This window comes from Persicobacter psychrovividus, assembly GCF_036492425.1.
Taxonomy (GTDB): domain Bacteria; phylum Bacteroidota; class Bacteroidia; order Cytophagales; family Cyclobacteriaceae; genus Persicobacter; species Persicobacter psychrovividus.
In genome coordinates this window covers 411,508-435,975 of the sequence record NZ_AP025292.1, presented here as the reverse complement: position 1 = coordinate 435,975, position 24,468 = coordinate 411,508, and the positions used below count along the sequence as shown (strand labels likewise).

Genomic DNA, 24,468 nt, shown 5'->3' with positions numbered 1-24,468 from the left:
AACCGAACATGTCTATTTACACCCCTGCAACAGGAATATTCAGTGCTTATAGCGATTTTGCCAATTCAATGGCACGAGGGAACAAAATATTGTTCTCGATATGCACATGACGGTGCAAATCCGCTTCAAATTCTCTCAATTTCTCGAAAGCGATGCGGTAAGTGTTACATGCCCACTCAGGAGCATTATAGTTGTCTGTCAATGCAGCAATACGACGGAAACGTTCGCCTTCAGCATCATGCTCATGCTCCATTTGTGCGATTGGGTTTTCCACCGAACCGAAACAAGTTTCAGGCAAAGTAGCACCTGTTGATTGCGCATTTACCAAATCTTTAATGAAGGGGAAAAGCACTTGCTCTTCTTTCATCATGTGCGTCGTCATTGCTTCGCCACAAGCCAAAAACTCATCACGAACCGCCAACAACTCAGTAGCTGCATGACCGTGAACTTCTGCGATTTTCATGCAGTACTCAGCAATCATCTTCACATTTTCGCGCACATAGCGGTGGTGTGTTTTTTCAATGTAATCAACCATCAGATCCAAAGGCCATGAACGGAAGTCAATGTCGTTTTGCGATTTCTCACGAACAGCTTCAGCCAACTCCTCCATTAATTGCTCAACAGAAAGCCCTTTTTTCTCACATGCACGCTCAATAGAAATTCCGCCGCCACAACAGAAATCCAATCCGTTACGCTTGAAAACATCAGCAGTACGGTAATCCGCTGCCACTAACTCGCCTACTTTTAGATCTTTAGTAAATTCCATGGTTTTGTTCTTTTGTTGTTTTTGATGTTACAAAGGTAGCGGAATTTTATTAAAAGACAAAAAGGTCTTTTAATCTTTTATCGTTTTCATCTTTTATGCTTACCTTGCATGAGCAGTTTACAATTTTGGTTTAAAGCGTGTTAACTTTGCTGATAAAAGCAGCTATTCAGTTCATAGAGACCTCAAACTTTAGGATTCCCGGCAAATATTTATCGGCAGCCCTGAAGAAAAAGGAAGAGAAAAACCCGCTTGAACCATCGCAAAAAATAATTTAAAGAATGTTTTCAAAAGCATGCAGTTACGGCATTCGTGCCATGATCTATATAAGTGCCAAGACCAATCAGGGCATTCGGCTGGGCATCAAGGATATTGCAAAAGAGATTGAATCGCCAGAAGCTTTTACGGGAAAAATTTTGCAGACCTTGAGTAAAAAAGGGCTTGTAGATTCTGTGAAAGGGCCCAAGGGTGGTTTTTCGATGACCACCGAACAGCAACAGGTGAGCCTGTTTGATATTGTAAGCAATATCGACGGGGACGAACTGATGACAGGTTGCGGATTGGGTTTCAAGAAGTGCAGCGAAGCACACCCCTGCCCGATGCACCACCAATACAAAGAAGTGCGGGCACAGTTTAATACCATGTTGCGCGAGACACAACTCAAAACACTCTCCGATGATTTTGAACAAGGCCTGAGCTTTTTTCACCCCGAAGAAGGCTAATGATGTAATTTTTCATCTTAATTATTACACTCAAACAATCAGCTGTAAAAAAGGTATTTCATTTGATTGAGCCCAATCATTTACGACTACCAAATAATGAAAAAATTTTACAGTATAATTGGATGCCTTTTATTTCTGGGCATCGGGACCGCTTTCGGGCAAAGTGATGAATTAATTTTAAAAAATGGAGATCAGATTCATGGCGAGCTGAGCAAGCTTGTTCGAAATTCCATTTATTTTGATGCCGATTACGGGGATGAAGATTTTAAAATCGACTGGGATGATATTATGTATTTCAAGACCGATCGACCGTTCAGTATTTATTTAAAGGGAGGAGAGCGGTATTACGCCACCTTTGAAACTGACCCTTCGGATTCCACCGCCTTTATTATTCGGCCAGTAGGCAGTAACGACTACTTCAACACCCACAGAAACCGTGTGGTTTCTATCCAGACGGCGAACACCAAGTTTTCCGATCGATTTTCAATGGGGTTGGGGCTGGGTTACACCTTTACAAAAGCCAAGAATGTCCAACAACTTACCGCACAGGCCAATGCCAAATACAGGGCCATTAACTGGTCGCTGGAAGGCAATGTAAAAACGGTCAATAACTCTCAGGATGAAACCACACCCACCCACCGTACAGATGGCTCGATAGCCTATAACTGGACCTTTTACCAAAGCTGGTTTACTGGGGCAGGGGTTACTTTTCTTTCCAACGATGAGCAAAAGCTCAGCCTGAGAACCTCGACACAAGCCCGCATTGGTACCTATCTTGCCCGTACCCACACCCTGGATCTACTGGTTTCCACAGGTATGGCCTGGACGAACGAAAACTACTCTGACCCCAGTATTGCAAGTGCCAATTCTGCCGAGGCAGTACTTTCCGCGGCCTTCAGCATTTTCGGCTTCGGAGATTTTTCTATCAACTCTTCCGTGGATTCTTATGCCAACCTGAATACCGCAGGCAGGTACCGTGTCGATTTCACCGTAGATATTTCTTGGGATTTGCCCAAAGGGTTCCTGCTGAAAGCTGGAAATACCACCAACTACGACTCCAAACCTGTGAGTCCTGAGGCTGGAACGGTCGATTACGTCTATTATACCACCTTCGGATGGAAATTTTAAGGCTGATAACCATATTGCTGAAAAGGAGCCAATAGCCTACCTGAAAATTTTGCAAGGTTTGTTCCGAAAACTCTTTTTATGGGCATGTCTCCTGAAGAGGTATTTTGTGATCGCCTCAACGTAAACACGGAATCCTCAAAAACCTTTTTATCTTCCTGTGATGATGTTCGCGAATTATCTCCTTCTCCATCAGCTGCACTTATAAAAAAAGGGACACCTGATGGCGTCCCTTTTTCATTGGTATTTTCAGTAAATTACTCTGCTGTCGCTTCTTCTGCTGCAGGTGTTTTTGTTTCCACCAAAGTCATTTCATCTACCAGATGAGAAGCCCCAGCGTACACATCCACCACCCACAATACATAGCGAATATCTACTGCAATATTTCGGCAAATGTCTTTATCGTATTTAATATCCGACATCGTTGATTCCCACGAACGGTCAAAATTCAGCCCAATCAAGCGGCCTTCCCCATCAATAACTGGTGAACCTGAATTCCCACCAGTCGTATGGTTGGAAGCGGTAAAACATACGGGCAATTTGCCATTTTCAGCATAACGGCCATAATTTTTATCCGCATACAATTCGCGCATACGATCCGTAATTACATAATCATCTGCTCCAGCCATTTCTTTCTGGAACACACCATCCAGATAAGTATGCGAAGTATAACGCATGCCATCGTAAGGTGTCGAGCCATCTACTACGCCATAAGAAACACGCATGGTACTGTTGGCATCAGGGTAGAAAGTTTTGTTTGGCAACATCTCACGCAAGCCAGCAGTGTACGAACGGTTCAGGCGCTCCAGAGCATTCTGAGTATTGCGCATCACATCACCAACCTTACCTATGTAAATATCACGGAACTCGCGCTCCAACTTAATGGCAGGGTCCTTCAGTAAAGTTTTCATGCTTTTCTCGTTGAAGTCATTCAACAAAGCTTCTACTTTTTGCTGATCATCCAATATCGACTTTCCGAAGAAATGCGCTGCGTAATTTTCAAAATTCGCTTTGTACTTCTTATTCATCGCCTGTAAAATCTCTGGCTGATAGTTGGCGCTGATATCCTCGGCATACAAACGCATCAAAGCAGCAAATACTTTTTCATCTGTTGGTGCATTGTAATCTTTGAAATATTTTTTCGCATAAGCTTTCAGGGCGTCCACGCGTTTTTCGCGCTCGCTTGCTGGGGCATCAATCAAACCACGGAAACGTGCCGCAAGGCTCAGAATCTCCGTTCCGTAGGCTGCCTCACGGATGTAGTTATAAGGCAAGATCACATCCTGCTCTTCCTTGTGAGTTTGCTCAAATTTCGACAGCAAGGTACCATAATGTGCTTTACGCGCAGGGTTGGCATCTGCCCACTGCTGGAATTTCGTTTCCAAAGCCTCTTTCTCTGCAATAGCATTGGTCACTTTCAGGCCTCGGTTTTCACCAATCCATTTTTTGTAGTAATTCGCCACACGCGCATATTTTGCAGAATACTGAATACGAACCTTGTCGTCCTTATTCATATCCGACTTTAGAATGTTAAGCTTTGTTTCGCGAATTTTGATACGGTTCGGATTCGTAGTTTCCACCAATGGCTTAATCGAGTAGGTCGTCAGGTACTCCTGTGTACGGCCTGGGAAACCGAAAACCATTGTGAAATCGCCATCTTCAACACCTGTAAGGTTGATCGGCAAGAAGTGCTTTGGCTTCAATGGCACATTCTCCTTAGCGTAAGCAGCAGGAGAGCCATCAGGTGCTGAATATACACGGAACATCGAAAAATCTCCTGTATGGCGAGGCCACATCCAGTTGTCGGTATCGCCACCGAATTTACCAATAGCCGATGGTGGTGCACCTACAAGGCGAACATCATCGTAGGTTTCTGTCACAAACATATAGTACTCGTTGCCATAGAACATCGATTTGATCTTGGCGCCATAATGTGTTCCTGCAGTGGTTTTCTGGATGATGGCATCCGAATTTTCCGCCACAAGTTCCTGACGTTCATCTTCGGTCATTTCAGGCGTTGCCCCCTTGAGTACCTCTTTGGTAACATCTTCAATACGGACAATAAAAGTAACAAACAAACCTGGGTTTGGCAGCTCTTCTTCTTTCGACATCGCCCAGAAACCATTGGTCAGCAAATCGTTTTCTACAGAAGAATGTGATTGAATTTGCCCATAACCACAGTGGTGGTTGGTCAGGATCAAACCCTCAGGAGAAATCAACTCCCCAGTACAAAAGCCACCGAAGGAAACTACGGCATCTTTAAGGCTGGAGTGGTTCACGCTGTAAATATCATCTGCTGACATTTTCATTCCACGTGCCTGCATATCGGCTTCGTTCAATGTTTTCAGCAATTGCGGAAGCCACATGCCTTCATCCGCCTTGGCCATCAGCGGGAGTAGTGGTAAAATCAGGGCAAGCGCCCACCTCTTCATATTAATCATTAAGATTGACTATAAAATAAATAATAAAAAATTTAGTTTATCCTTAGAACACCAACCTATATTGTACTATAAGCGGCATTATCTAACAAATTTCACAGAAAAATATCGTAAAACAAAAAAGTGAAAATCAATTACCATCGTAAAACTCTCTTAACGACCCTATTTTCATTCATCGGCTATAGATAATAATAAATTGATCAATTATTACGACATATTGGGCATTCCTGCCACGGCATCTTCCTCCGATATCAAGCGGGCATACCGTACGTTGGCGGTAAAGTATCATCCCGACAAAAACCCTGGAAATGACTTTGCCGAGGAGACTTTCAAACAAATCTCAAGAGCTTATCAGGTTTTGGGCGACCCACAACAGAAGGCCGCCTACGACTTCTTGATAACGCACCAGTTTGAGATGCCGCAAAGTACTGAGGAACCCCCTGAAGATTTCAACCCCAGAAAAAGAACATCTTTTGAAGAACGCGAGCGGTATCGGCAGGAATATTATGAGCAAAACCCACATGCTCGGCCTGCTGAGCCCAGTTATTGGGACAGATACCGCAATAATAGGCTGGTAAATTTAGCCATTGCCATGCTGTTCTTTTTGGTGATCGCTTTTTTTGTAGGGGTTCCCTCTTACTGGTACATGAAGCATGAGCAGAAAATTGAAATGGAGCGGTTGGTGGAGGAGCAAATGAGGTTTGACGTCGCCAAAAAACTCTTTGAACATGGCGCTTACAAGGAGGCTATGGATTCCCTACAAGCGATTATCGCCTTGCCGAACTCGAGTATGCATATCAAAAATTTCCGCAATGCGGTTTTGGCGGATCTTTATGATAAAGGAGAAGAAGCTTACATGATGGAAAATTATGAAGAAGCGGTGCGCTACTGGAGCGTAGTAAAGGAACATGCCGATTATGCTGCGGTATTTTATCAGCAACTGGCACATGCCTATGTGGGCGTAGGAAAATTTCAGCAAGCCCTATTGCTCTATGAAAATATGGTGGACAAAGAACAGTTCAATATTCCGCTGCTGCTCTCTGCGGCCTCGCTTTGTGCTGATCAGCTTTATGACAATGAACGGGCACTGAAATACTATTCGCTCGCCACCGAAGCCATGATCGATATCTATATCATCAATTATGGCCGAGCCTATGCTTTGGTGATCAAGCCTGAGAATATTCCCGAAAGTCATTATATCGCTCATTATGGTTTGGCGGTTGTTTTGGCACGGCTTTCCAACTTTGAGCGGGCTAAAAAAGCCTGTGACTGGGCCATTTTACTTCGCCCAAATCGCCCTGAAGCTTACAATATTTTAGGAAACTGTTATTTTGCCATGGACCAGCCCGAGCAAGCCTGCGATGCCTGGGGGCAGGCGATCAAAAACGGGTCGCTTCAGGCCAATGAATGGGTGGCGCGGTTCTGCCAATAAGTTGGTTATTACCGCTCAAATTGACGGGGAGCTTGGGGATCATTTTTTCCTGCTTTGCTTCAATTCCTACTTCAATTATGTAAAAAAAGCGTCGAATTGTTGCTGAAGATTTATAAATTGCGGTTTCAAATTGGAAACTGATATCAATTAAAAATATTTAAATAATGGCAACTAATCTGCTAAAAGGAAAAAAAGGGATCATCTTTGGTGCCCTTAACGAGGATTCTATTGCATGGAAAACTGCGCTAATGGCTAAAGAAGAAGGCGCTGAATTTGTATTGACCAATGCTCCTATTGCTTTGCGCATGGGAAAAATCAAAGAATTGGGTGATGCTTGTAATGCGGAAATCATTCCTGCAGATGCAACAAGTGTAGAGGATATTGAAAACCTTTTCACTAAAGCTTCTGAGATTTTAGGCGGAAAGATTGACTTCGTATTGCACTCTATCGGGATGAGTCCGAATGTCCGTAAAGGGAAATCTTATGGTGAGTTGAACTACGACTGGTTCCACAAAACACTGGACATTTCGGCAATGTCGTACCACAAAGTATTGCAAGTGGCCGAGAAAATGGACATTATGAACGAGTGGGGCTCATTCGTTGGTTTGTCATACATCGCTGCACAGCGTAGCTTCTCCCACTATGCGGATATGGCCGATGCCAAAGCATTGCTGGAGTCTATCGCTCGTGGTTATGGCGCTCGTTTTGCGGCCAAAAAAGTACGTGTAAACACCATCTCTCAGTCGCCAACTGTAACAACTGCTGGTCAGGGAATCACTGGTTTCGATGATTTCTTCAACTTTGCAGATCAGCTTTCTCCACTGGGCAATGCGCCTTCTGAGGATTGTGCGAAATACATCTTGTCGTTATTCTCTGATTACACAAGATATGTAACGATGCAAAACTTGATGCACGATGGTGGATTCTCGACAACAGGTATCACACAAGAAATGATGGAAACTTTGGCGAAAGCTCGTCAGAAGTAATTTTCCGTTTGATAAACAGAGGAACCAGTCACATTGTGGCTGGTTTTTTTATGCCTTCTATTTTCTTTTCCTTTACTTTGTCCTAAGATCAAAAAAACCACTTACTATGCAACCCAACTACTTAATCATTTATAACCCTATTGCCGGAAAAGGCAAAGTTGATGGACTGAAGAAAATGATCAAGAAGGCTTGGGAAGGCAAAATCAACTGTAAGTGGAAAAAGACCAAATATGCAGGACATGCCAGCCTCATTGCCAGGAAAGCCATTGGAAAAGTGGACGCCGTAATTGCAGTGGGCGGAGATGGCACGGTGAATGAAGTCGCCGCTGTGCTGGCAGGAAGCGACACCCCCTTGGGTATTTTACCCAAAGGTTCAGGCAACGGACTCGCAAGGCACTTGGGCATTCCCATGACCATGCCCCATGCGATTGAATGGATGGCTGCCGCTGAGGTTACCCCTGTGGACACCATTGAGGTCAATGGCCAGTTTTTCATCAATGTGGCAGGCATCGGTTTTGATGCTTATGTTGCCCATCAGTTCGCCAAAGCCTCCACCCGCGGACTCGCCACCTATATCAAAGAAACCCTTTCGGCTTATTTTACCTACCACAAAAAAAATTACCTCCTCAAGTGGGAAGGTCAGCAGCTTGAAGTAAAAGCCCTGCTGATCAGTATTGCCAACTCCTCACAATTTGGCAACGATGCCTACATTGCTCCGCACGCCAGTTTATCGGATGGCTTGGTGGATGTGTCTATTATTAAAGATTGTCCTTTTTGGTACGCACCTGCAATGGGCTACCGACTGTTTTCAAAAACGATCCACAAGAGCCGTTTTTACAGCACCTTTCAGGTATCGTCAGTAGAAATCAGCTGTCAGGAAAATGAATTTGTTCACCTTGATGGTGAGGCAAGCGAACTGCAACTGCCACTCGATATTCAGTTACACAAAAATAACCTCAAGATGCTCTGTTGCCCCTGAAGTGGAGCAATCAGGGATAAATCAGTTGATGCCCTTCGGTCGTAAGCTTTTGGTACATTTCAGCCGACAGCGGATCAGGGTAAGACATCACCTGTAAATCCACGCATTCGCCCTGTGCATGAAAAGGGGGTTGTTGATAAGTATATTTATTGAGGTGAAAACCGAGCCGTTGATAAAAGCGCACCCGCCGGATTTTCATGGGACTGTCAGGAACTTCCACTTCAAGGAGGAGTGGTTTCTTTGTGCTGTACTGTAACTGTTTCATCATTTGCGCCCCCAGTCCCTTTCCTCTGCATTTTTCATCTGTACAAAAATGATCGACAAACAGGTAATCTTCAAACGCCCACCAATTCAATAAACCGATAAGTTGTTCACCATTGTGGAAAACATTGAAGTAAAAACGACTTTCATTGAAAATTTCCTGCTGTAAATCAATCTTCCGCCGCTCCGAAAGTGGAAAACTCCGTTGATAAAGCGCCCATGCTTCAGAAAAACGAGCATCATTGATTGATTTTAAGCGTTGCGAATGCAGCTTTGTGGATAAACCACCCACCGATTTGGATTTCCGTTCCTTCATTTCAAAAATAGCTAATGAACACTGTGGATAACAAGCCTTTATCCACAACGGCTACCCATAAGTGGATAAACTGGTCAGCAAGTCCAATAGGGTAGATGGCTGGTGAAAGAAAATTTCCTCTTTCACCAGTGCACCTCCCACACCACCCTGCGTACGGATCCGTACAGGGCGGTTCTTTAATTCAGTGTACAGAGAGATAGTATGTCTTTAGAGAGACGTAGCCTTGTTCTCGAAGCACTTCATCAGTCAGGGTTTTGTGTAATACAGGGCTCTTTGCGATCCGCCAATGTCCTTTTCTTGTGTTGGCGTGTTCCCAGGCTTTCGATGTATCGGCACCCAGTCGCTTTAGTTCCTTGAACCGTGTTCTTACCCGCTTCCAATTCTTCCAAGTAAATGCCCGAATTCGTCGGCGTAACCACTCGTCGAGTCGTTGCATGATGGTTTTCATCTCGGCAAATTTGTAGTAATTGATCCACCCTTTTATCGTTTGAGATAGCAGGGTTTTCCGCCTTTGATAGCCCAGACCATTACTTTTATTGGTGATAGCACGCATTTTATCCTTTAGCCGATTGATACTTTTGGCTTGAACTCGAAAACGTGCTTTTCCCTTCCACATGTAGAAGGAGTATCCCAAAAATTTGATTTGCCGTCTTGGTACTACTTGCGTTTTCTCCTTGTTTACCCTCAAATACAGCCTACCTTCAATAAATCGGGTAACTGTTCTTTTGAGTCGTTCCGCTCCTTTTCTACCTTTACTAAAGATAATCATATCATCAGCATAGCGCACGAATCGGTGTCCCCGCTTGGTCAGTTCTTGATCCAACACATTAAGCATTACATTGCTCAATAATGGGCTCAATGGTCCTCCCTGCGGTACGCCGTCGGTGCTTGCCTCAAACTTATGACCGATCACAACACCTGCATTCAAATATTTGTGAATCAGTGAAATCACCGATCCTTCCTTGATTTGTTCTGACAGTAAAGTGATAAGATAACTATGATTTACCGTGTCAAAGAACTTCTCCATATCTAAGTCCACCGCATAGCGATAGCCTTCTGATAAAATCTCTTGGCTTTGAAGTAACGCCTGATGCTGACTGCGACCAGGACGAAACCCATAGCTATGAGGTGAAAATTCCTTCTCGTAAATCGGAACTAAAACTTGGCTGATCGCCTGTTGTACCCAACGATCCACTACCGTTGGTATCCCCAAAGGGCGTGTCTTCCCATTGTCCTTCGGTATTTCTACACGTCGGACAGGGTTCGGGCGGTAGTTCCCTTGACGTATGGATTGTACTATTTCCCTTCCATGAATTTGCAGATATGACGCCAAAGCGCCGACCTTCATTCCATCAATTCCATGGCTCCCTTTGTTCTTTACTACTCGCTGATAAGCTCGGTTCAAGTTATAAGGGCACAGGATTTTGTCTAACAATCCTTCCTTTCTCTGTGTAACTGTGAAATCATCCGCTTCAGTTATCCAAACAAAAGTCGGCACTCGTTCGGCTTTCCCCTGTTCCGCAGGTGCTTTTCCGAACAAGCTACTATTTCTTTGTACTTTCTGCTTTCTACCTTTCATTCGGTAACTTTCTGTAATGATTTCTAATTAAAGTTCAGTCCTTCGCCGTCGGTCTCGGCTACTATGACTTCGGCTGACTTCTCGCAGTAAACCTTTTTCGAACGTGTCCTTTACTATTAGTAGACACCCCTGCGAGATCTCCCGCGGTAAGACGATTAACTTTCTCCCCATCTACCTGCACCATTTACAGCATTGCCTTCCGAGTAGTTTTGGACTTTACTTTGTTATGCAAGCTTATCCAAACAATACTGCCTCATGATGTTCGTGTCCCTCAGGCCAGAGATTTGCATACGGCTTCCTTCAGATTATACCTCACGGTATACACCCTTGCCTTCTGCTATGTGGTTGGCACTACTAACCCCCACTACGGACTTGCACCGATTAGTTAATCGCCATGCACGGCGCACATAAAAAAGGGGATTTCACAACGAAATCCCCTTTTTTAACGACTTATTTTTTTGATTACAGTTGTTCACGAATCGATTTCAGCAATTCATCACCTCCTTGTGCAATCAGTTCTTCTGCAACCGCTAATCCCATTGATTCCACCACTGCGGCTTCACAAGCTCCTTCAGCTTCCAGCTGAACCTCGCCCTGCAAGCCGATGATACCACCTTTCAGCTTCACCTGATCGCCATCCCATTGTGCCAAACCATACACAGGCACCGAACAACCACCATGCAAACGGCGCAAAAATGCCCGTTCAGCAAGTAATAATTTCTCCGTAGGCTCGTGGTTCAAGCAAGCCCTGATCTGTTTTTTCAAGTCAGCATCCAGGGTCGTTGATGCCTCAATAGCCACCGAACCTTGCCCTACTGCCGGCGTGAAAATATCCAACGGCAGCTTTTCAACAATCAGATCATCATATTCCATACGGTGCACTCCTGCGTAAGCCAGCAGCAAAGCATCGCAATGCCCCTCTTCCATTTTCTGAATTCGGCGCTGAAGATTCCCACGAACGGGTACGATCTCGATATGTGGAAAATGGCGACGTAAAGTAGCTACGCGACGGTTTGAGGAAGTCCCCAGACGGAATTTTTTTCCCGAACCCAAAGTCAGCTGTTTGTTGTGGCTCACAATCACATCGTTGGGTGTTTCGCGCTCACTGAAAGCCATCAGCTCAAATCCTGCAGGCAATTCCGACTGCATATCTTTGGCACTGTGCACCGCAATATCAATCCGACCGTCGGTCAGTTGTGCTTCGATTTCCTCGGTAAAAACACCTTTGGAGCCAATCTTATGAATGGAAACATCAAGAATTTTATCCCCCTTGGTTTCAATCTTCACAATCTCAGTCTCCAATCCTCCCTTTTCCAATTGCGACTGCACCCAATAGGCTTGCCACAAAGCCAGCTGGCTTCCTCTTGTACCGATACGAACTTTCATATAATCTTCTCTATTAGTTACCTTTGATTTAAAAATTGCCTTATCCCCTCAGAATACTTGCGATCTGAAGTGATAAATTAAAAAATGTGATCTTCGGACTCGCATTACGCTCCAGGTGATAACCTGCCTCCGAGATCAGTTTATTGATCCATTCCACCTGTTCAGCGCTCATTACTTTGCTGAATTTCTCCACAAACTGCCGCCCTTCGGTGGTCATGCCTTGTAATTCTGCGGCCTGATAATGAAACAAAAGTGCCGCGCGCATAATGCTCATACCATATTGCAACATTCCCTGCTGACGTAACCGACTGAATTTGGCAAAGCTGTCGGTCATTGCAGAAATCGATGTAAAATCCCAGGCATAACACAGGCGCATCCACTGCCGAAAGGTTTCTTCGCCATCGGCATCGCCTTGTTTCAGCAATGCCATCGCCTCAGGTACCGTATTGGTTGTTTGGCTGATTTGAATTGCCAGGTCTTCAGATGCACCGCCGTCGCGCATCAGTATTTGCGAAAGCTCTTCCTGTGAATAATTCGGCACACGAATCAGCTGTGTTCTCGAGCGGATCGTCCCGATCAGCTGTTGTTCCTCATTGGTTACCAAAAAGAACAGGGTATTTTTTGGCGGTTCTTCAATGATCTTCAAAAGGGCATTGGAGGCCGTAATATGCATCTTTTCTGGCAACCAGATAATCATCACCTTATAGGCGCCTTCATAGCTTTTCAAAGCCAAAGCGTTAATGATTCTGCGGGATTCCTCTTTAGAGATATTCGCCTGCTTGTTTTCCCCACCGAAAAATTCCACCCACGCAGGCAGCGTCGGGTGCGCATCTTCTTTCAGGTATTCACGGAAACTCGGGAGGAAATTGGCACTAATGGCATCTTTCCCTTTTACTTCCTTGGTTGCACTTACTGGAAAAGCAAAATGAACATCAGGGTGTGCAAGCTTGGCCATTTTCTGACACGAAGGGCATTCCCCACAGGCATCATACTCCTGCTGATTGGTACAATTGACGAAAGTCGCCATTGCCAAGGCCAAAGACAATTGCCCACCACCAGCATTGCCCGAAAACAATAAGGCATGCGCCAGGTGGTTCTCCTGAACAGCATGTAATAATTTTTCCTTGATCCGATCAAGTCCTATAATGGTGGAAAATTGCATAGTTCGTTGTATTTAAAAATCGTGGCCTTCACCGCAGGCCACGTATCATTTGCAAATTTATTTATTTTCCCAAACTCTGTGCACTTTTGTTTCCTGAAAAACGTGTGCAAGAATTTTAAAATCTACTTCTGAAAACTCCAAACCACGGCGTGCCATCACTCTTTTAGCAACCTCTACTACTCGGGGAAGCGGAAAAGTGCTGTATCCACCGTGTCCACCCCATGAAAACGAAGGGATGTAATTTCTTGGGTAACCTGCCCCAAAAACGTTACTGCCCACACCAACTACGGTGGCGGTATTAAACATGGTATTGATCCCCGCCTTGGCGTGGTCCCCCATAATCAAGCCCACAAACTGCTCGCCAGTGTTCACAAATCCTTCTTTCTTGAAAGACCACAGCTTACATGGGGCATAGTTATTTTTAAGGTTTGAGGAGTTGGTATCTGCGCCTAAATTACACCACTCTCCAAGCACAGAATGGCCCAAATAACCTTCATGTCCTTTGTTGGAATAGCCGAATACCACAGCGGTATCCACCTCGCCACCAAGCTTCGACCAAGGTCCTGCCGTTGTGTTGCCACGCATCTTTCCGCCAAGCATCACCTGCGCATGCTCACAAAGTGCAAACGGCCCACGGATAATCGCCCCCTCTTGCACCACAGCATCCTTACCAATATAAATCGGCCCATTTTCAGCATTCAGAATGGCCGCCTTAATGTCTGCGCCTTCCTCCACAAAAATCTGCTCCTTATTATAGGTAGCCGTAAATGGATCATTAATGCCCACCGACTCACGACCAGCCGTCACCAGTTCAAAATCCTGCTGAATCTCGGCGCCATTGCGCGTGTAGATATGCCATACTTCTTCTATCAGATTGTACTCCTGCTCCCACTGAACAACAGCCGCAGCATCTACCGGATGCTCCCCATCGAATTCGCCCAATTGCGCTTCAGAATAAAGGCCTGCAAGTAGTTTCCCATCAGCCACAAGGCTTTCCCCTGCTTCCAAAGCCTGGATCGCTTCCAGCAATGCAGGATTAGGACACAGTGCCCCATTGATGACCAGGTTGTTTTGCTCGGCAACCCATAAAGGGAACTTTTCCTGTAAATAAGTCGCCGTAAGGTAACTGCTCTCAGTATCGAGGGATTTCTCCCACTTTTCGACAATGGTCAGAATACCAATTCGAATACCAGCCGTTGGGCGGGTATAGGTAAAAGGCTTCAGCGCTGTCCGAAGATCAGGTTGATCAAATAGAATTAAGTTCATATTACACATTTTTGTCCTGAAACTTCCTTTGCACATTAGTTTACAGGACCATCACACATTTTCAATAGTCACAAAAATAAAAAAGTCTCCTTGATATACACCAAGGAGACTTTGAATATTCGTCGGGCAATGCCCAATGAATTAGTTTTTCTTTCCGTATTTTTGGTAGAATTTATCCACACGACCGGCAGTATCAACGAAGATATTTTTACCTGTGTAGAATGGGTGAGATGCAGAAGAGATCTCGACTTTTACCAAAGGATACTCTTTACCATCTTCCCACACGATTGTCTCAGCAGTCTCTACAGTGGAACGAGTCAAGAATTTGAAGTCAGATGACTGGTCATGGAAAACCACGTCTCTGTATTCCGGATGGATACCTTTTCTCATGATATTTATGATTTTATATTTATATATTCTTTATTCTACTTCAAAAGGAGTGCAAAAATAGGAAACTTATTCCTAAGGCACAACCCTACTGAGATTTAATTGATTAGTAAACGGAAAATATCAGCAAGATATTCCACACTCAATTATCTACAATAGCCCACAAAGTTAATAAAACTTTACGCAAAGGAAAACTTTGATGGAGGTCTTTTCTGTCATACTTTCAATATTTTACGCCAAAATGTACGGACAAAATTACCTGAGCAAATGATTGTCAGCGACACAATTGCGCAATTTATGCCGAAATATCAGCAGGATAGACAATTTTTCAGCCCCAATCACATTGGCGTACAGATTGATGCTTCATTAAGCGTAAAACAACCATATCATTAAAAATCCAATGTTATGAATTTCAATCAATATACCATTAAATCCCAGGAAGCGCTACAAAAGGCCGTGGAACTTACCCAAGCCATGGGGCAACAGGCCATAGAGCCTTCGCACCTGCTCAAGGCGATCTTATTGGTCGATGATAACGTTGGGCAGTTTGTCCTGAAAAAGTTATCGATTAATAAAGAACAGCTGGAGCAGCGACTGGAGCAACTGATGAACAGCTATGCCAAAGTGCAGGGGCAACAGCCTTATTTATCGAACAACGCACAGGCAGTACTGAATAAGGCCACCGAAATGATCAAAGATTGGGGGGACGAATACGTGGCTGTTGATCACCTGCTGGTATCCCTGGCGGCAGCGAAAAACCCTACGGGGCAGCTGATGCGTGATCTTGGTATGGCCGACAAGTCCCTGAAATCTGCTTTACTTGAACTGAGAGGAGGAAATAAAGTGAAAGACCAAAATGCTGAATCCAAATATAAATCGCTCGAAAAATATTCCAAAAATCTGAATGAGCTGGCAAAAGCAGGAAAAATTGATCCTGTGATTGGGCGTGATGAAGAAATCCGCCGTGCCATTCAGATCCTTTCAAGAAGAACAAAAAACAACCCCATGCTGACCGGTGAGCCTGGTGTGGGAAAAACGGCCATTGTCGAAGGGATGGCGAAGCGCATTGTTGATGGCGATGTGCCCGAAAATCTGAAAAGCAAACAGATCATTGCCCTGGATATGGGGCTTTTGGTCGCTGGTGCCAAATATAAAGGAGAATTTGAGGAACGTCTGAAGGCCGTGATTCAGGAGGTTGCTGATTCCAACGGAGAGATCATTCTTTTCATTGATGAGATCCACACTTTGGTGGGCGCCGGTGCCGGAGGCGATACTGCAATGGATGCCGCCAACCTGCTGAAGCCTGCTTTGGCAAGGGGGGAACTCAGAACCATCGGAGCGACCACCACCAAAGAATATCAGAAGTATATTGAGAAAGATAAGGCGTTGGAACGTCGTTTTCAGACCGTACTGATTGACGAGCCGAGCGTGGAAGATGCCATTTCAATCCTTCGGGGAATTAAGGAAAAATACGAGCTACACCACGGGGTGAGAATTAAAGATGATGCAGTAATTGCTGCTGTGGAGCTTTCAAGTAGGTATATTACCGAACGGTTTCTTCCCGATAAAGCCATTGACCTGATGGACGAGGCCGCCTCGAAATTAAGGATTGAAATCGACTCCATGCCCGAGGAGCTTGATGAACTTCAGCGTAAAATCATGCAACTTGAAATTGAGCGTGAAGCGATCCGACGTGAGGGAGACAAGGACAAAGAAGCGAACCTCAACAAGGCGATTGCTGAACTGTCAGAGGCCAGAAACAATATGATGGCCAAGTGGGAAAACGAAAAGGCGGTCATTACTTCTATTCAGACGGAAAAAGAAAACATCGAACGACTGAAATATGAAGCCGAGCAGGCCGAGCGCAGTGGCGATCTGGCTAAGGTGGCTGAAATTCGCTATGGCCGATTGCTGGAAGCCAACCAAAAACTCGAAGAGGCGAAAAAGGCGGTGGAAGCCATGGAAAATGAAAGTACCCTACTCAAAGAAGAGGTATCGAATGAGGACATTGCCGAAATTGTGGCCAAATGGACGGGGATTCCGGTTTCAAAAATGCTGCAAAGTGAACGGGAAAAACTGCTGAGCCTCGAACAGGAGCTGGGCAAAAAAGTGGCCGGGCAGCACGAGGCTATCCTTGCCATTTCTGATGCCGTACGCCGCAGCCGCGCAGGGTTGCAGGATCCCAAACGCCCGATCGGTTCATTCCTATTTATGGGTACAACTGGGGTGGGAAAAACAGAGCTGGCGAAAGCACTGGCGGAGTATCTCTTTGATGATGAGCACGCCATGGTGCGGATAGATATGTCTGAATATCAGGAGCGACATGCGGTTTCGCGCTTGGTTGGGGCGCCTCCGGGATATGTGGGTTACGATGAAGGTGGCCAACTCACCGAGGCGGTACGCCGCAGGCCATATGCTGTTATTCTGCTCGATGAAATCGAAAAGGCGCATCCGGATGTTTTCAATATTTTATTGCAAGTATTGGACGATGGCCGCCTGACAGACAACAAAGGGCGGGTAGCAAACTTCAAGAACACCATCATTATCATGACCACCAATATGGGGGCGGAAGTGATTCAGAACAATTTTGCGCAGATCAATGATGAAAACTATTTTGAAACCATCGAGAACACGCAAAAGCAGGTTTTGGATTTACTGAAGAAAATGGTCAGACCGGAGTTCCTGAACCGTATCGATGAGACCATCATGTTCCATCCGCTGAACAGGAAGGATATCCGTAAAATCGTTGCTATTCAATTCGAGGAGATCAAAAGACGATTGCGGGAGAATAACATTGAGATTGAAGCCACCACCGAGGTACTTGACCGTCTTGGCGAGTTGGGCTATGACCCTGCATTTGGTGCCCGACCACTGAAGAGGGTGATGCAAAAAGAGTTGCTGAATCCGCTTTCCAAAGAAATTCTTTCGGGGGCAATTCAGCCACAGGGCATCGTCAATATTTCTCTTGAAAATGGTGTTGAGCTGAAGTTTGAAAATGTAACTCCCTCAGAAATAAACCTATAAATGAAAATTAGGCATCATATTCGCTATACATCAAGCGGTTGTGTTTACAAGTTTTCTCTATTATAATAAATAAGAGATCTTCGATGAAGGGTACGTCTTGCGTACCCTTTTTTTTGCCCAAAATATAGACATCAAAGCCCCTCAGCTAAAAAAATCACAATTATCACCCTTAAAAATCATTATTATGAATTATGATTCTACTGTGATATGATTATATTCGTAGCTGTATACTTATATTTTGCAACCTATGAAAAAATTAGTCCTTCTTTTTTCGATCACATTATCCGTGTGTTTTGTGGCTCAAAATGCTCAAGCACAACTTTCTAAGAAAGAAAAGAAAGAGTGGAAGAAAAAACTCAAGCGCGTAAGCCCTGAACAATACAAACAATTGACTGAAGATTACGCAAAGCTGAAAGCAAATGCTGATCAGGCTGACTCCAAATTGGCTTCCCTGGAAAACGAAGTCGCTTCCCGCGATTCAAAAATCATGGAAATGACCACCGAACTGCGTGATAAAGATGCGGAAATCTCTTCTATCAAAGAGAAACTTTCCACTTTTGAAACCGCTCAAGCCGCTGCTCCTGTAAAGGCTGGCACTGCGCCAGGTGTGGTATTTAAAGTTCAGATTGGTGCTTTCACCAACAAAGATCTTTCAAAATACTTCGACAAAAGCAGCAACTTCTCTGGAGAAACAGATTCCGATGGTACTCAGAAGTTTACTTTGGGAAATTTCACCGATTACTGGGAAGCAGATACTTTCAAAAAGTACCTTCGTGAGATGGGCGTGAAAGATGCCTGGATTGTCCCTTACAAAGATGGCGAGCGAGTGGCGATCAAAGATGTGTTGGAAGGCGCGATTTAATTTCAAAAAATAAAGACCCAAAAAAAGCAGTACGATTTTTCGTTACTGCTTTTTTTATTCCTTCTTAATTCTAATTGCTTTATTAAACCGCGTTTTAGGGTCGGTTAATACGAGCAAATAGTAGCCCGGCTGAAAATCATGCGTGTTAATTCGGTAGTACCGATTCTTAATCACCTCTTCGGCATCAATTTTTATGTTGTTGCCAATAATGTTGAAGACCTGCATTTCAAGCGACTTCACATTCACGTTATCCAATTTTACGTGCAGAATATCATTGGTGGGGTTTGGGTAAACATCCACATGTTCTGTCACTGGGCGAAGACCTAACGGCAATTTGGTGTCTGTTTGTGCCGAAGCATTCAAAGACCACCAAAACACGAAGGTCATCAGCAAAAGTACTTTTAGACCATTCATTCTTCTTCTTGGTTAAACCATATAAATGAGAGAATCATAAAATTCTCCTCAAGACAAATATGCTAATTTATACGTAAAAAAATGCCTGCTTTGTCGAATAAATACGTTGCGAAGGCCTTATCTTCACATAAATTAACATTTAGGCAACTAAACGGCCTATTGACTGCCTAAAATTCACCTTTGCAGGCCGTCATTTCTTTTCTAATATGAATATCAAATTTCTTTTCATTACCCTAATTCTACTATTGAATTTGGGGACTACCCTTCAGGCGCAATCAAATATTTCAAATGAGGTAAGTGATGTTGGCAGTGCGGATACTGGTGTAAAAACCATCGATAAGTTGTTAAATGTGGTCGATTATTTCTCTCATGAGGATGAGAAATATGCCATTGCCGCTTACCCTGCGGTTGCTTATAGCCCCCGGGATGGGATGCGCTTTGGCGGGCTGTCGATCATCAAGATAAAAAACCAAAACACCGACAACCAATGGTACCGCCCCACTTTACTGATGCCACAACTGACCTGGTCCACTAAAAATCAGGTGAAGGCTGAACTGGGCTATGATGTGTACCTGAAACACTGGAATTTGCAAGGAAACCTGAACCTTGCCCTATTGCCCAATGATGAGTTTTATGGCATTGGCCGCAACACCTCCTCAACGCAATTTACCCGCTACACCTCCAATTCCTTCGATTATCTTGGGGAATTCAACTATATGGTTCACCAAAAAATCATGTTCGGCCTCGCCTTCAATTTCCGCCATCAGGAAGTTACTGACATTGAACAGCCGGAACTAATGCCTGCCGATACCCCTGGCCATGAAGGGGGGCTACTTTTCGGCTTTGGCCCTGTTTTCAGGTGGGATACCCGAAACAATAACTTTTACCCTACGAGTGGGCACTGGCTCAACTTGCAGGCACTCAGCTATAATAACGGATTAAGTGATTATCGATTCCTGACTTTCAATGCTGAAATCAGGAAGTTTTGGAGTAGTGCCAACGAGAAAAACATTCTTGCTTTTCAGGCCCGTATTGACGTCAGCAACCATGATCGCCCTTTCTTTATGATGGCCGGTATTGGTGGCAGCAAACGCCTGCGGGGAATTGATCATTTTAACCGGTTTTTGGATAACAACGCCTGGTTTACGCAGATAGAGTTCAGGAAACATCTGTGGTGGCGATTCAGTGGTGCAAGCTGGGCAGGTATGGGGCAGACCGCCCACCGTGTCGAAGAATTTGACTTGCAGCATTTACAAGCCGTCGGTGGTTTGGGGATCCGATTTCAGGCCACAAAAACCGACCGCATGAATGTCAGGGTAGATGTTGGCTTTGGCTCTGGCGGACAAAAAGGCCTTTACCTTTCAATTTTGGAGGCTTTTTAGGGAGCTGATGAGTGGAAAGAGCGCCACATCAACCGCCACAATTTGATGTTTCACAGGGCAAATTTGATCAAATCCTTAAATTTGAAATTTTAACAGGGCTTCATAGGGGTCTCCCTTCAGCCCTAAAAGTTTTGCGAAAGCGGGTTCGGTTTTGAGTCCGCTTTTTTTGAGCGCAATGATTTCCGCCCTGAAGTCAGCCCCTTTTCGCTGTAATATTTGATTTTCAATGATCATGTGCCGATAGGCGTTCTGCTCGACGGTCGCCACCGCCTGTGCAAAAATCTCTATTGCATAGGTCTTGTATTCAAAATTAGCAATCGTGGTGGGGCGTCCTTGCCACAGCTTTGATTTTAAGCTGAAATCTTTAAAACTGCCGTAGAGCCGCTGAAGCTGCTGACTAAATTGCTGATGATCCCCACAGGAGCAAATAATGTCAAGATCACTGCTGTTAATATCAATCCCGATGGGAAAAGTACCTGTTAAAACAGGCTGATACAGCCGCAGATCTTCAAAGATATTTACGGATTGAAGCACCCGAAAAACTTCCTGCTGCCGTAAGGAGCCGTTTCGGAGGTACTCGATATCAGTAAAATCTTGTCGCGGCTGATTCATGTGGATTGATGGACTTATTAAGTGGTTCCTCACTTTAAAATCAGGTACAGTATCCTTACGAATTTAAGGTTACCTCCACGGCCTTTTTCGCCTTGCGCTTTTCTTTTCGTTTTCTGATTGACTTGATCAGTGGGTAACACACCACCGAAAACAAAATCATGGCTGTTCCAAGGTAAAACTGAGGACTCATTTTCTCTTCATCTCCCAAAATTACAACCGCCAAGGCAATCCCATAAATGGGTTCCATATTCACCGTCAGGTTCATCATAAACGGGGTAACGGTACGCATCACTTTCACTGAAATGGTATAGGCATACACGGTACATACCAAAGAGAGAATCAAGAGCCAGACGGCATCCATGGGTGTACCGATTAAATGCAGCTGCCCGCCTTCCGCAAAAAACAACGCATAGAAAGGGAAAAAAAGCACAGTAAAAACACAGGCGCCGACCATCTCATAAAAGGTAATGACCGATGCGTTATGCTTTCCGACAAACTGCCCATTGAAGATGGTAAAGAAGGAAGCGGCAATTGCAGCACCAACGGCCATGATCAGCCCCCAGAAATGATTGAACTCGAAGCTGAAGATCACATATAAACCTGCCAAAACGATCAGCCCAAGGCCTACTTCAAACCAGGCGACTTTCCGTTTATTGACCAGGGGATCCAATAAGCTTGTCCAGAAGGCGCAGGTAGAAACCCCCGCCAATGTTACGGATGCCGTGGAAACTTCCGAAGAGGCAAAAAACAATATCCAGTGGAAACCGATCAGAAAGCCCGCCCCTAAAAGCTTTAACTTTTCCCGCTTCAGCAGGGGCGTGAGTTGTTTCCGATAGTAAAGCAGTGCCAACATGGTTACCGAGGCTACCAGTGTTCTGTAAAATACAATTTCAACCGCTGGAAGGGTAATCAGTTTCCCTAAAACAGCCGTAAAGCCCCACACAAATACAATGAAGTGGAGCAATAGATAATCTTTGATGTTGGAGTGTTCCATGGTTATTTAGGCACCGAACGGTAAAGGAAGATCCCGATGACGGAGAAAACAATGTTGGGTATCCAAACGGCCAGCAGTGGCTCCATTGCTCCTTTCTCGGCAAGGGTTCTGCCAAACATGAAGAAAATGATGTAAACAAAAGCAAGTACAAATCCGATGGCCACCTGCAAACCTGTTCCCCCTCGGGCTTTTTTGGCAGAGACGGTAATGCCTATAAAGGTCAGGATAAGAATTGCAAATGGTGCAGTGTACCTGACCAGCTTTTCAATCTGATACTGCTTCCAGGTATCGGTCCCCCGGGATTGCAAATCGGCGATGGCGGCGTCCAGCTCGGGAAGTGTCAGGGCCTCATACTCCTTTTCCTGATTCTCAAAATACTTGGGTTTGAGGTTAAAGGCGGAATCGAGCTCATTCCCCTTGGTGACCACCTCACTCATGCCATCAATTTTTCGCAATTGCCAGTTGAACAAAGTCCAGGCCTTCTTTTCCTGATTCCATTTCATCCGGCGGGCCGTCAGCTTTTCTTTGAGCTCATTGCCCTCGATCGTTTCTAAACTGACTCGGTAACCAGTATTGGAATGGTTGTTATACGATTTGAGATAGAGGTAAGAATCCGGTGACAGCTTGATATGCACATGCTGATCATCAAAATAATACTGACGCTCAAGGTACGCACGCTCGAACTCCAAACGACTCTTGTTGGAATTCGGGATCACCCACCCATTCGCAACAAAACTGATACTCGCCAATAAACCCGCACCAATAAAATAGGGCACCATAAACCGCTTGAAAGTTACACCACTACTTAGGGTGGCAATAATTTCGGTATGGCTTGCCAATTTTGAGGTCACAAACACGGTGGTAATAAAGACCATCAGTGGGGTAATAAAATTCCCCATATAAAGGGCAAAATCGCCGTAATAAGAGAGGATCTCACTTACCGGGAGGTGGTTTTTAAGGAATTTATCGTTCTTCTCTGTCATATCGAGGATACAGATCACCGACACGAGCACCAACACGACGAAAACATAAGACGTGAGGAACTTTTTGAGAATATAGCGGTCAAGAATTTTCAGCATATACTTATAAAAAGTTTAAGTGGGCAATTACGCCCACCTAATGATTTTTTCAAAAGAAAAATTAACGTTAATCGTCAATTATAAACGACGGCTCACTTTTTCAACCATCACATTTTTCCAGCTTGCAAATTCACCACTCTTAATTTTCTCGCGGGCTTCCTTGACCAACCACAAGTAGAATGACAAATTCTGAATAGAGGCAATCTGATTGGCCAGTAATTCTTTGGCAACTACCAGGTGGCGCAAATAAGCCTTGGAATAGAACGTTGAAACGTACCCTCCAATATTAGGGTCGATCGCAGAGAAATCGTCTTTCCACTTTTCATTTTTAATATTGATGATCCCTTCTGAAGTAAACAGCATACCATTGCGGGCATTACGTGTAGGCATTACACAATCCAGCATATCCACTCCCAAAGCAATACTTTCCAAGATATTGGCAGGCGTACCCACTCCCATCAGGTAACGCGGTTTGTCTTTTGGCAGAATATCCGTCACCAAATCAGTGGTGGCGTACATTTCTTCAGCAGGCTCACCTACCGACAAGCCACCAATTGCATTCCCCTCGCGGTTCTGTTCAGCAATAAAGGTAGCGGATGCCTCACGAAGATCCTTATAGGTCGATCCCTGAACAATCGGGAACAGCGTTTGCGAATAACCATATTTTGGGTCAGTACTATCGAAACGGTTGATACAACGCTTCAGCCATCGGTGCGTCATTTCCATAGAATCTTTCGCATAGCGGAAATCACATGGGTAAGGCGTACACTCATCAAAAGCCATCATGATATCAGCCCCGATCGTGCGCTGAATATCCATCACCCCTTCTGGGGTAAACAAATGTTTTGAACCATCAATATGAGATTTAAAGGTTACCCCATTTTCCTTGATTTTTCGCGTTCCTGAAAGGGAGAACACCTGATACCCACCACTATCGGTAAGAATTGGGCGATCCCATCCATTGAATTTATGCAAGCCCCCCGCCTGCTCCAGAATGTCGAGCTTCGGACGAAGATACAGGTGGTAGGTATTTCCAAGGATAATCTGGGCATTTACATCCTCTTTAAGCTCACGGGTATGAACGGCCTTTACCGTTCCTGCAGTGCCCACGGGCATAAAGATTGGCGTCTCAATCTTGCCATGATCTGTGGTGATCACCCCTGCACGTGCCTTGCTCTTGGGATCTTGCGCTTGTAATTCGAATTCCATGCGTTTATGCTTTATGATGGATCAAGGGAAATCATGCTGAATGTTTCCCCTAATTTTCTATTTTTACAATGTAATTTGGGCATTGCCTGA

At 44.7% G+C, this 24,468-nt stretch carries 21 protein-coding genes; 8 read left to right on the top strand and 13 right to left on the bottom strand.

All coding sequences use genetic code 11. The annotated features are described in order from the left end of the window. Nucleotides 1–46: 46 nt before the first annotated feature. Nucleotides 47–766: an iron-sulfur cluster repair di-iron protein gene (gene ric / locus AABK40_RS01895; protein ID WP_332919696.1), complete on the bottom strand. Its 720-nt coding sequence runs from the start codon at nucleotides 764–766 to the stop codon at nucleotides 47–49. A 278-nt stretch (nucleotides 767–1,044) separates the two neighbouring features. Here ric and AABK40_RS01890 point away from each other — a divergent pair, with 278 nt between their 5' ends. Together AABK40_RS01890 and AABK40_RS01885 are read left to right on the top strand one after the other, a co-directional pair. Next, entirely contained in the window at nucleotides 1,045–1,485 is a 441-nt protein-coding gene (locus AABK40_RS01890) for an RrF2 family transcriptional regulator (protein WP_332919697.1), read from the top strand. 96 nt (nucleotides 1,486–1,581) lie between these two features. Next, the gene (locus AABK40_RS01885; RefSeq protein WP_332919698.1) at nucleotides 1,582–2,613 is read left to right on the top strand and encodes a DUF481 domain-containing protein; all 1,032 of its coding nucleotides are present in this window, start codon (nucleotides 1,582–1,584) and stop codon (nucleotides 2,611–2,613) included. 254 nt (nucleotides 2,614–2,867) lie between these two features. Here the strand turns inward: AABK40_RS01885 and AABK40_RS01880 are convergent, their stop codons facing one another. Beyond that, entirely contained in the window at nucleotides 2,868–5,042 is a 2,175-nt protein-coding gene (locus tag AABK40_RS01880; protein WP_338397493.1) for a S46 family peptidase, read from the bottom strand. Between the two features lie 202 nt (nucleotides 5,043–5,244). On the opposite strand from AABK40_RS01880, the gene AABK40_RS01875 reads away from it, so the two are divergent. From AABK40_RS01875 to AABK40_RS01865, 3 genes are all read left to right on the top strand, one after another. Beyond that, nucleotides 5,245–6,480, top strand: a complete 1,236-nt coding sequence (locus tag AABK40_RS01875; protein ID WP_332919700.1) for a DnaJ domain-containing protein — start codon at nucleotides 5,245–5,247, stop codon at nucleotides 6,478–6,480. Nucleotides 6,481–6,644: 164 nt separating this feature from the next. Then, a complete protein-coding gene (locus AABK40_RS01870; RefSeq protein WP_332919701.1) occupies nucleotides 6,645–7,466 on the top strand; it encodes an enoyl-ACP reductase FabI in 822 nt (273 codons plus the stop codon). A gap of 106 nt (nucleotides 7,467–7,572) precedes the next feature. Then, a complete protein-coding gene (locus tag AABK40_RS01865) occupies nucleotides 7,573–8,445 on the top strand; it encodes a diacylglycerol/lipid kinase family protein (RefSeq protein WP_332919702.1) in 873 nt (290 codons plus the stop codon). 10 nt (nucleotides 8,446–8,455) lie between these two features. Here AABK40_RS01865 and AABK40_RS01860 read toward each other — a convergent pair whose 3' ends face one another. The 6 genes from AABK40_RS01860 to AABK40_RS01835 form a co-directional block, all read right to left on the bottom strand. Further along, nucleotides 8,456–9,022 (bottom strand): GNAT family N-acetyltransferase, encoded by a 567-nt coding sequence (locus AABK40_RS01860; protein ID WP_338397492.1) that lies wholly within the window; start codon nucleotides 9,020–9,022, stop codon nucleotides 8,456–8,458. A gap of 181 nt (nucleotides 9,023–9,203) precedes the next feature. Then, nucleotides 9,204–10,601: a group II intron reverse transcriptase/maturase gene (ltrA, locus tag AABK40_RS01855; protein ID WP_338397021.1), complete on the bottom strand. Its 1,398-nt coding sequence runs from the start codon at nucleotides 10,599–10,601 to the stop codon at nucleotides 9,204–9,206. Between the two features lie 462 nt (nucleotides 10,602–11,063). Further along, the gene (hemC, locus tag AABK40_RS01850; protein ID WP_338397491.1) at nucleotides 11,064–11,987 is read right to left on the bottom strand and encodes a hydroxymethylbilane synthase; all 924 of its coding nucleotides are present in this window, start codon (nucleotides 11,985–11,987) and stop codon (nucleotides 11,064–11,066) included. Nucleotides 11,988–12,027: 40 nt separating this feature from the next. Further along, nucleotides 12,028–13,149 carry a DNA polymerase III subunit gene (locus AABK40_RS01845; protein WP_338397490.1) on the bottom strand — a complete coding sequence of 374 codons (1,122 nt, stop codon included), beginning with the start codon at nucleotides 13,147–13,149 and terminating at the stop codon, nucleotides 12,028–12,030. 57 nt (nucleotides 13,150–13,206) lie between these two features. Continuing rightward, a complete protein-coding gene (locus AABK40_RS01840) occupies nucleotides 13,207–14,415 on the bottom strand; it encodes a GlmU family protein (protein ID WP_338397489.1) in 1,209 nt (402 codons plus the stop codon). Nucleotides 14,416–14,556: 141 nt separating this feature from the next. Further along, nucleotides 14,557–14,805 (bottom strand): type B 50S ribosomal protein L31, encoded by a 249-nt coding sequence (locus AABK40_RS01835; protein WP_332919707.1) that lies wholly within the window; start codon nucleotides 14,803–14,805, stop codon nucleotides 14,557–14,559. A gap of 402 nt (nucleotides 14,806–15,207) precedes the next feature. On the opposite strand from AABK40_RS01835, the gene clpB reads away from it, so the two are divergent. Both clpB and AABK40_RS01825 read left to right on the top strand, forming a co-directional pair. Beyond that, the gene (clpB, locus tag AABK40_RS01830; protein WP_332919708.1) at nucleotides 15,208–17,826 is read left to right on the top strand and encodes an ATP-dependent chaperone ClpB; all 2,619 of its coding nucleotides are present in this window, start codon (nucleotides 15,208–15,210) and stop codon (nucleotides 17,824–17,826) included. A 247-nt stretch (nucleotides 17,827–18,073) separates the two neighbouring features. Beyond that, nucleotides 18,074–18,688 (top strand): Ezrin/radixin/moesin family protein, encoded by a 615-nt coding sequence (locus AABK40_RS01825; RefSeq protein WP_332919709.1) that lies wholly within the window; start codon nucleotides 18,074–18,076, stop codon nucleotides 18,686–18,688. Between the two features lie 54 nt (nucleotides 18,689–18,742). On the opposite strand, the gene AABK40_RS01820 is transcribed toward AABK40_RS01825, so the two are convergent. Further along, a complete protein-coding gene (locus AABK40_RS01820) occupies nucleotides 18,743–19,102 on the bottom strand; it encodes a T9SS type A sorting domain-containing protein (RefSeq protein WP_332919710.1) in 360 nt (119 codons plus the stop codon). Nucleotides 19,103–19,308: 206 nt separating this feature from the next. Between AABK40_RS01820 and AABK40_RS01815 the strand changes: the two genes are divergently transcribed. Further along, complete coding sequence (locus AABK40_RS01815) at nucleotides 19,309–20,484, top strand: BamA/TamA family outer membrane protein (protein WP_338397488.1); 1,176 nt, start codon at nucleotides 19,309–19,311, stop codon at nucleotides 20,482–20,484. A gap of 75 nt (nucleotides 20,485–20,559) precedes the next feature. Here AABK40_RS01815 and AABK40_RS01810 read toward each other — a convergent pair whose 3' ends face one another. The 4 genes from AABK40_RS01810 to tgt form a co-directional block, all read right to left on the bottom strand. After that, nucleotides 20,560–21,096, bottom strand: a complete 537-nt coding sequence (locus tag AABK40_RS01810; protein ID WP_338397487.1) for a DUF4269 domain-containing protein — start codon at nucleotides 21,094–21,096, stop codon at nucleotides 20,560–20,562. A 55-nt stretch (nucleotides 21,097–21,151) separates the two neighbouring features. Beyond that, nucleotides 21,152–22,090 (bottom strand): DMT family transporter, encoded by a 939-nt coding sequence (locus AABK40_RS01805; protein ID WP_338397486.1) that lies wholly within the window; start codon nucleotides 22,088–22,090, stop codon nucleotides 21,152–21,154. Nucleotides 22,091–22,092: 2 nt separating this feature from the next. Continuing rightward, entirely contained in the window at nucleotides 22,093–23,169 is a 1,077-nt protein-coding gene (locus AABK40_RS01800) for an LptF/LptG family permease (protein ID WP_338397485.1), read from the bottom strand. Between the two features lie 78 nt (nucleotides 23,170–23,247). Further along, the gene (gene tgt / locus AABK40_RS01795) at nucleotides 23,248–24,378 is read right to left on the bottom strand and encodes a tRNA guanosine(34) transglycosylase Tgt (RefSeq protein WP_332919715.1); all 1,131 of its coding nucleotides are present in this window, start codon (nucleotides 24,376–24,378) and stop codon (nucleotides 23,248–23,250) included. Nucleotides 24,379–24,468: the final 90 nt, after the last annotated feature.

Coding starts and splice junctions, on each gene's coding strand:
- AABK40_RS01845 (WP_338397490.1), bottom strand. CDS start 13,149: ATGCAATTTTCCACCATTATAGGACTTGATCGGATCAAGGAAAAATTA.
- tgt (WP_332919715.1), bottom strand. CDS start 24,378: ATGGAATTCGAATTACAAGCGCAAGATCCCAAGAGCAAGGCACGTGCA.
- AABK40_RS01800 (WP_338397485.1), bottom strand. CDS start 23,169: ATGCTGAAAATTCTTGACCGCTATATTCTCAAAAAGTTCCTCACGTCT.
- AABK40_RS01825 (WP_332919709.1), top strand. CDS start 18,074: ATGAAAAAATTAGTCCTTCTTTTTTCGATCACATTATCCGTGTGTTTT.
- AABK40_RS01820 (WP_332919710.1), bottom strand. CDS start 19,102: ATGAATGGTCTAAAAGTACTTTTGCTGATGACCTTCGTGTTTTGGTGG.
- AABK40_RS01805 (WP_338397486.1), bottom strand. CDS start 22,090: ATGGAACACTCCAACATCAAAGATTATCTATTGCTCCACTTCATTGTA.
- AABK40_RS01885 (WP_332919698.1), top strand. CDS start 1,582: ATGAAAAAATTTTACAGTATAATTGGATGCCTTTTATTTCTGGGCATC.
- AABK40_RS01880 (WP_338397493.1), bottom strand. CDS start 5,042: ATGAAGAGGTGGGCGCTTGCCCTGATTTTACCACTACTCCCGCTGATG.
- hemC (WP_338397491.1), bottom strand. CDS start 11,987: ATGAAAGTTCGTATCGGTACAAGAGGAAGCCAGCTGGCTTTGTGGCAA.
- ltrA (WP_338397021.1), bottom strand. CDS start 10,601: ATGAAAGGTAGAAAGCAGAAAGTACAAAGAAATAGTAGCTTGTTCGGA.
- AABK40_RS01810 (WP_338397487.1), bottom strand. CDS start 21,096: ATGAATCAGCCGCGACAAGATTTTACTGATATCGAGTACCTCCGAAAC.
- clpB (WP_332919708.1), top strand. CDS start 15,208: ATGAATTTCAATCAATATACCATTAAATCCCAGGAAGCGCTACAAAAG.
- AABK40_RS01890 (WP_332919697.1), top strand. CDS start 1,045: ATGTTTTCAAAAGCATGCAGTTACGGCATTCGTGCCATGATCTATATA.
- AABK40_RS01865 (WP_332919702.1), top strand. CDS start 7,573: ATGCAACCCAACTACTTAATCATTTATAACCCTATTGCCGGAAAAGGC.
- AABK40_RS01860 (WP_338397492.1), bottom strand. CDS start 9,022: ATGAAGGAACGGAAATCCAAATCGGTGGGTGGTTTATCCACAAAGCTG.
- AABK40_RS01815 (WP_338397488.1), top strand. CDS start 19,309: ATGAATATCAAATTTCTTTTCATTACCCTAATTCTACTATTGAATTTG.
- AABK40_RS01835 (WP_332919707.1), bottom strand. CDS start 14,805: ATGAGAAAAGGTATCCATCCGGAATACAGAGACGTGGTTTTCCATGAC.
- ric (WP_332919696.1), bottom strand. CDS start 766: ATGGAATTTACTAAAGATCTAAAAGTAGGCGAGTTAGTGGCAGCGGAT.
- AABK40_RS01840 (WP_338397489.1), bottom strand. CDS start 14,415: ATGAACTTAATTCTATTTGATCAACCTGATCTTCGGACAGCGCTGAAG.
- AABK40_RS01870 (WP_332919701.1), top strand. CDS start 6,645: ATGGCAACTAATCTGCTAAAAGGAAAAAAAGGGATCATCTTTGGTGCC.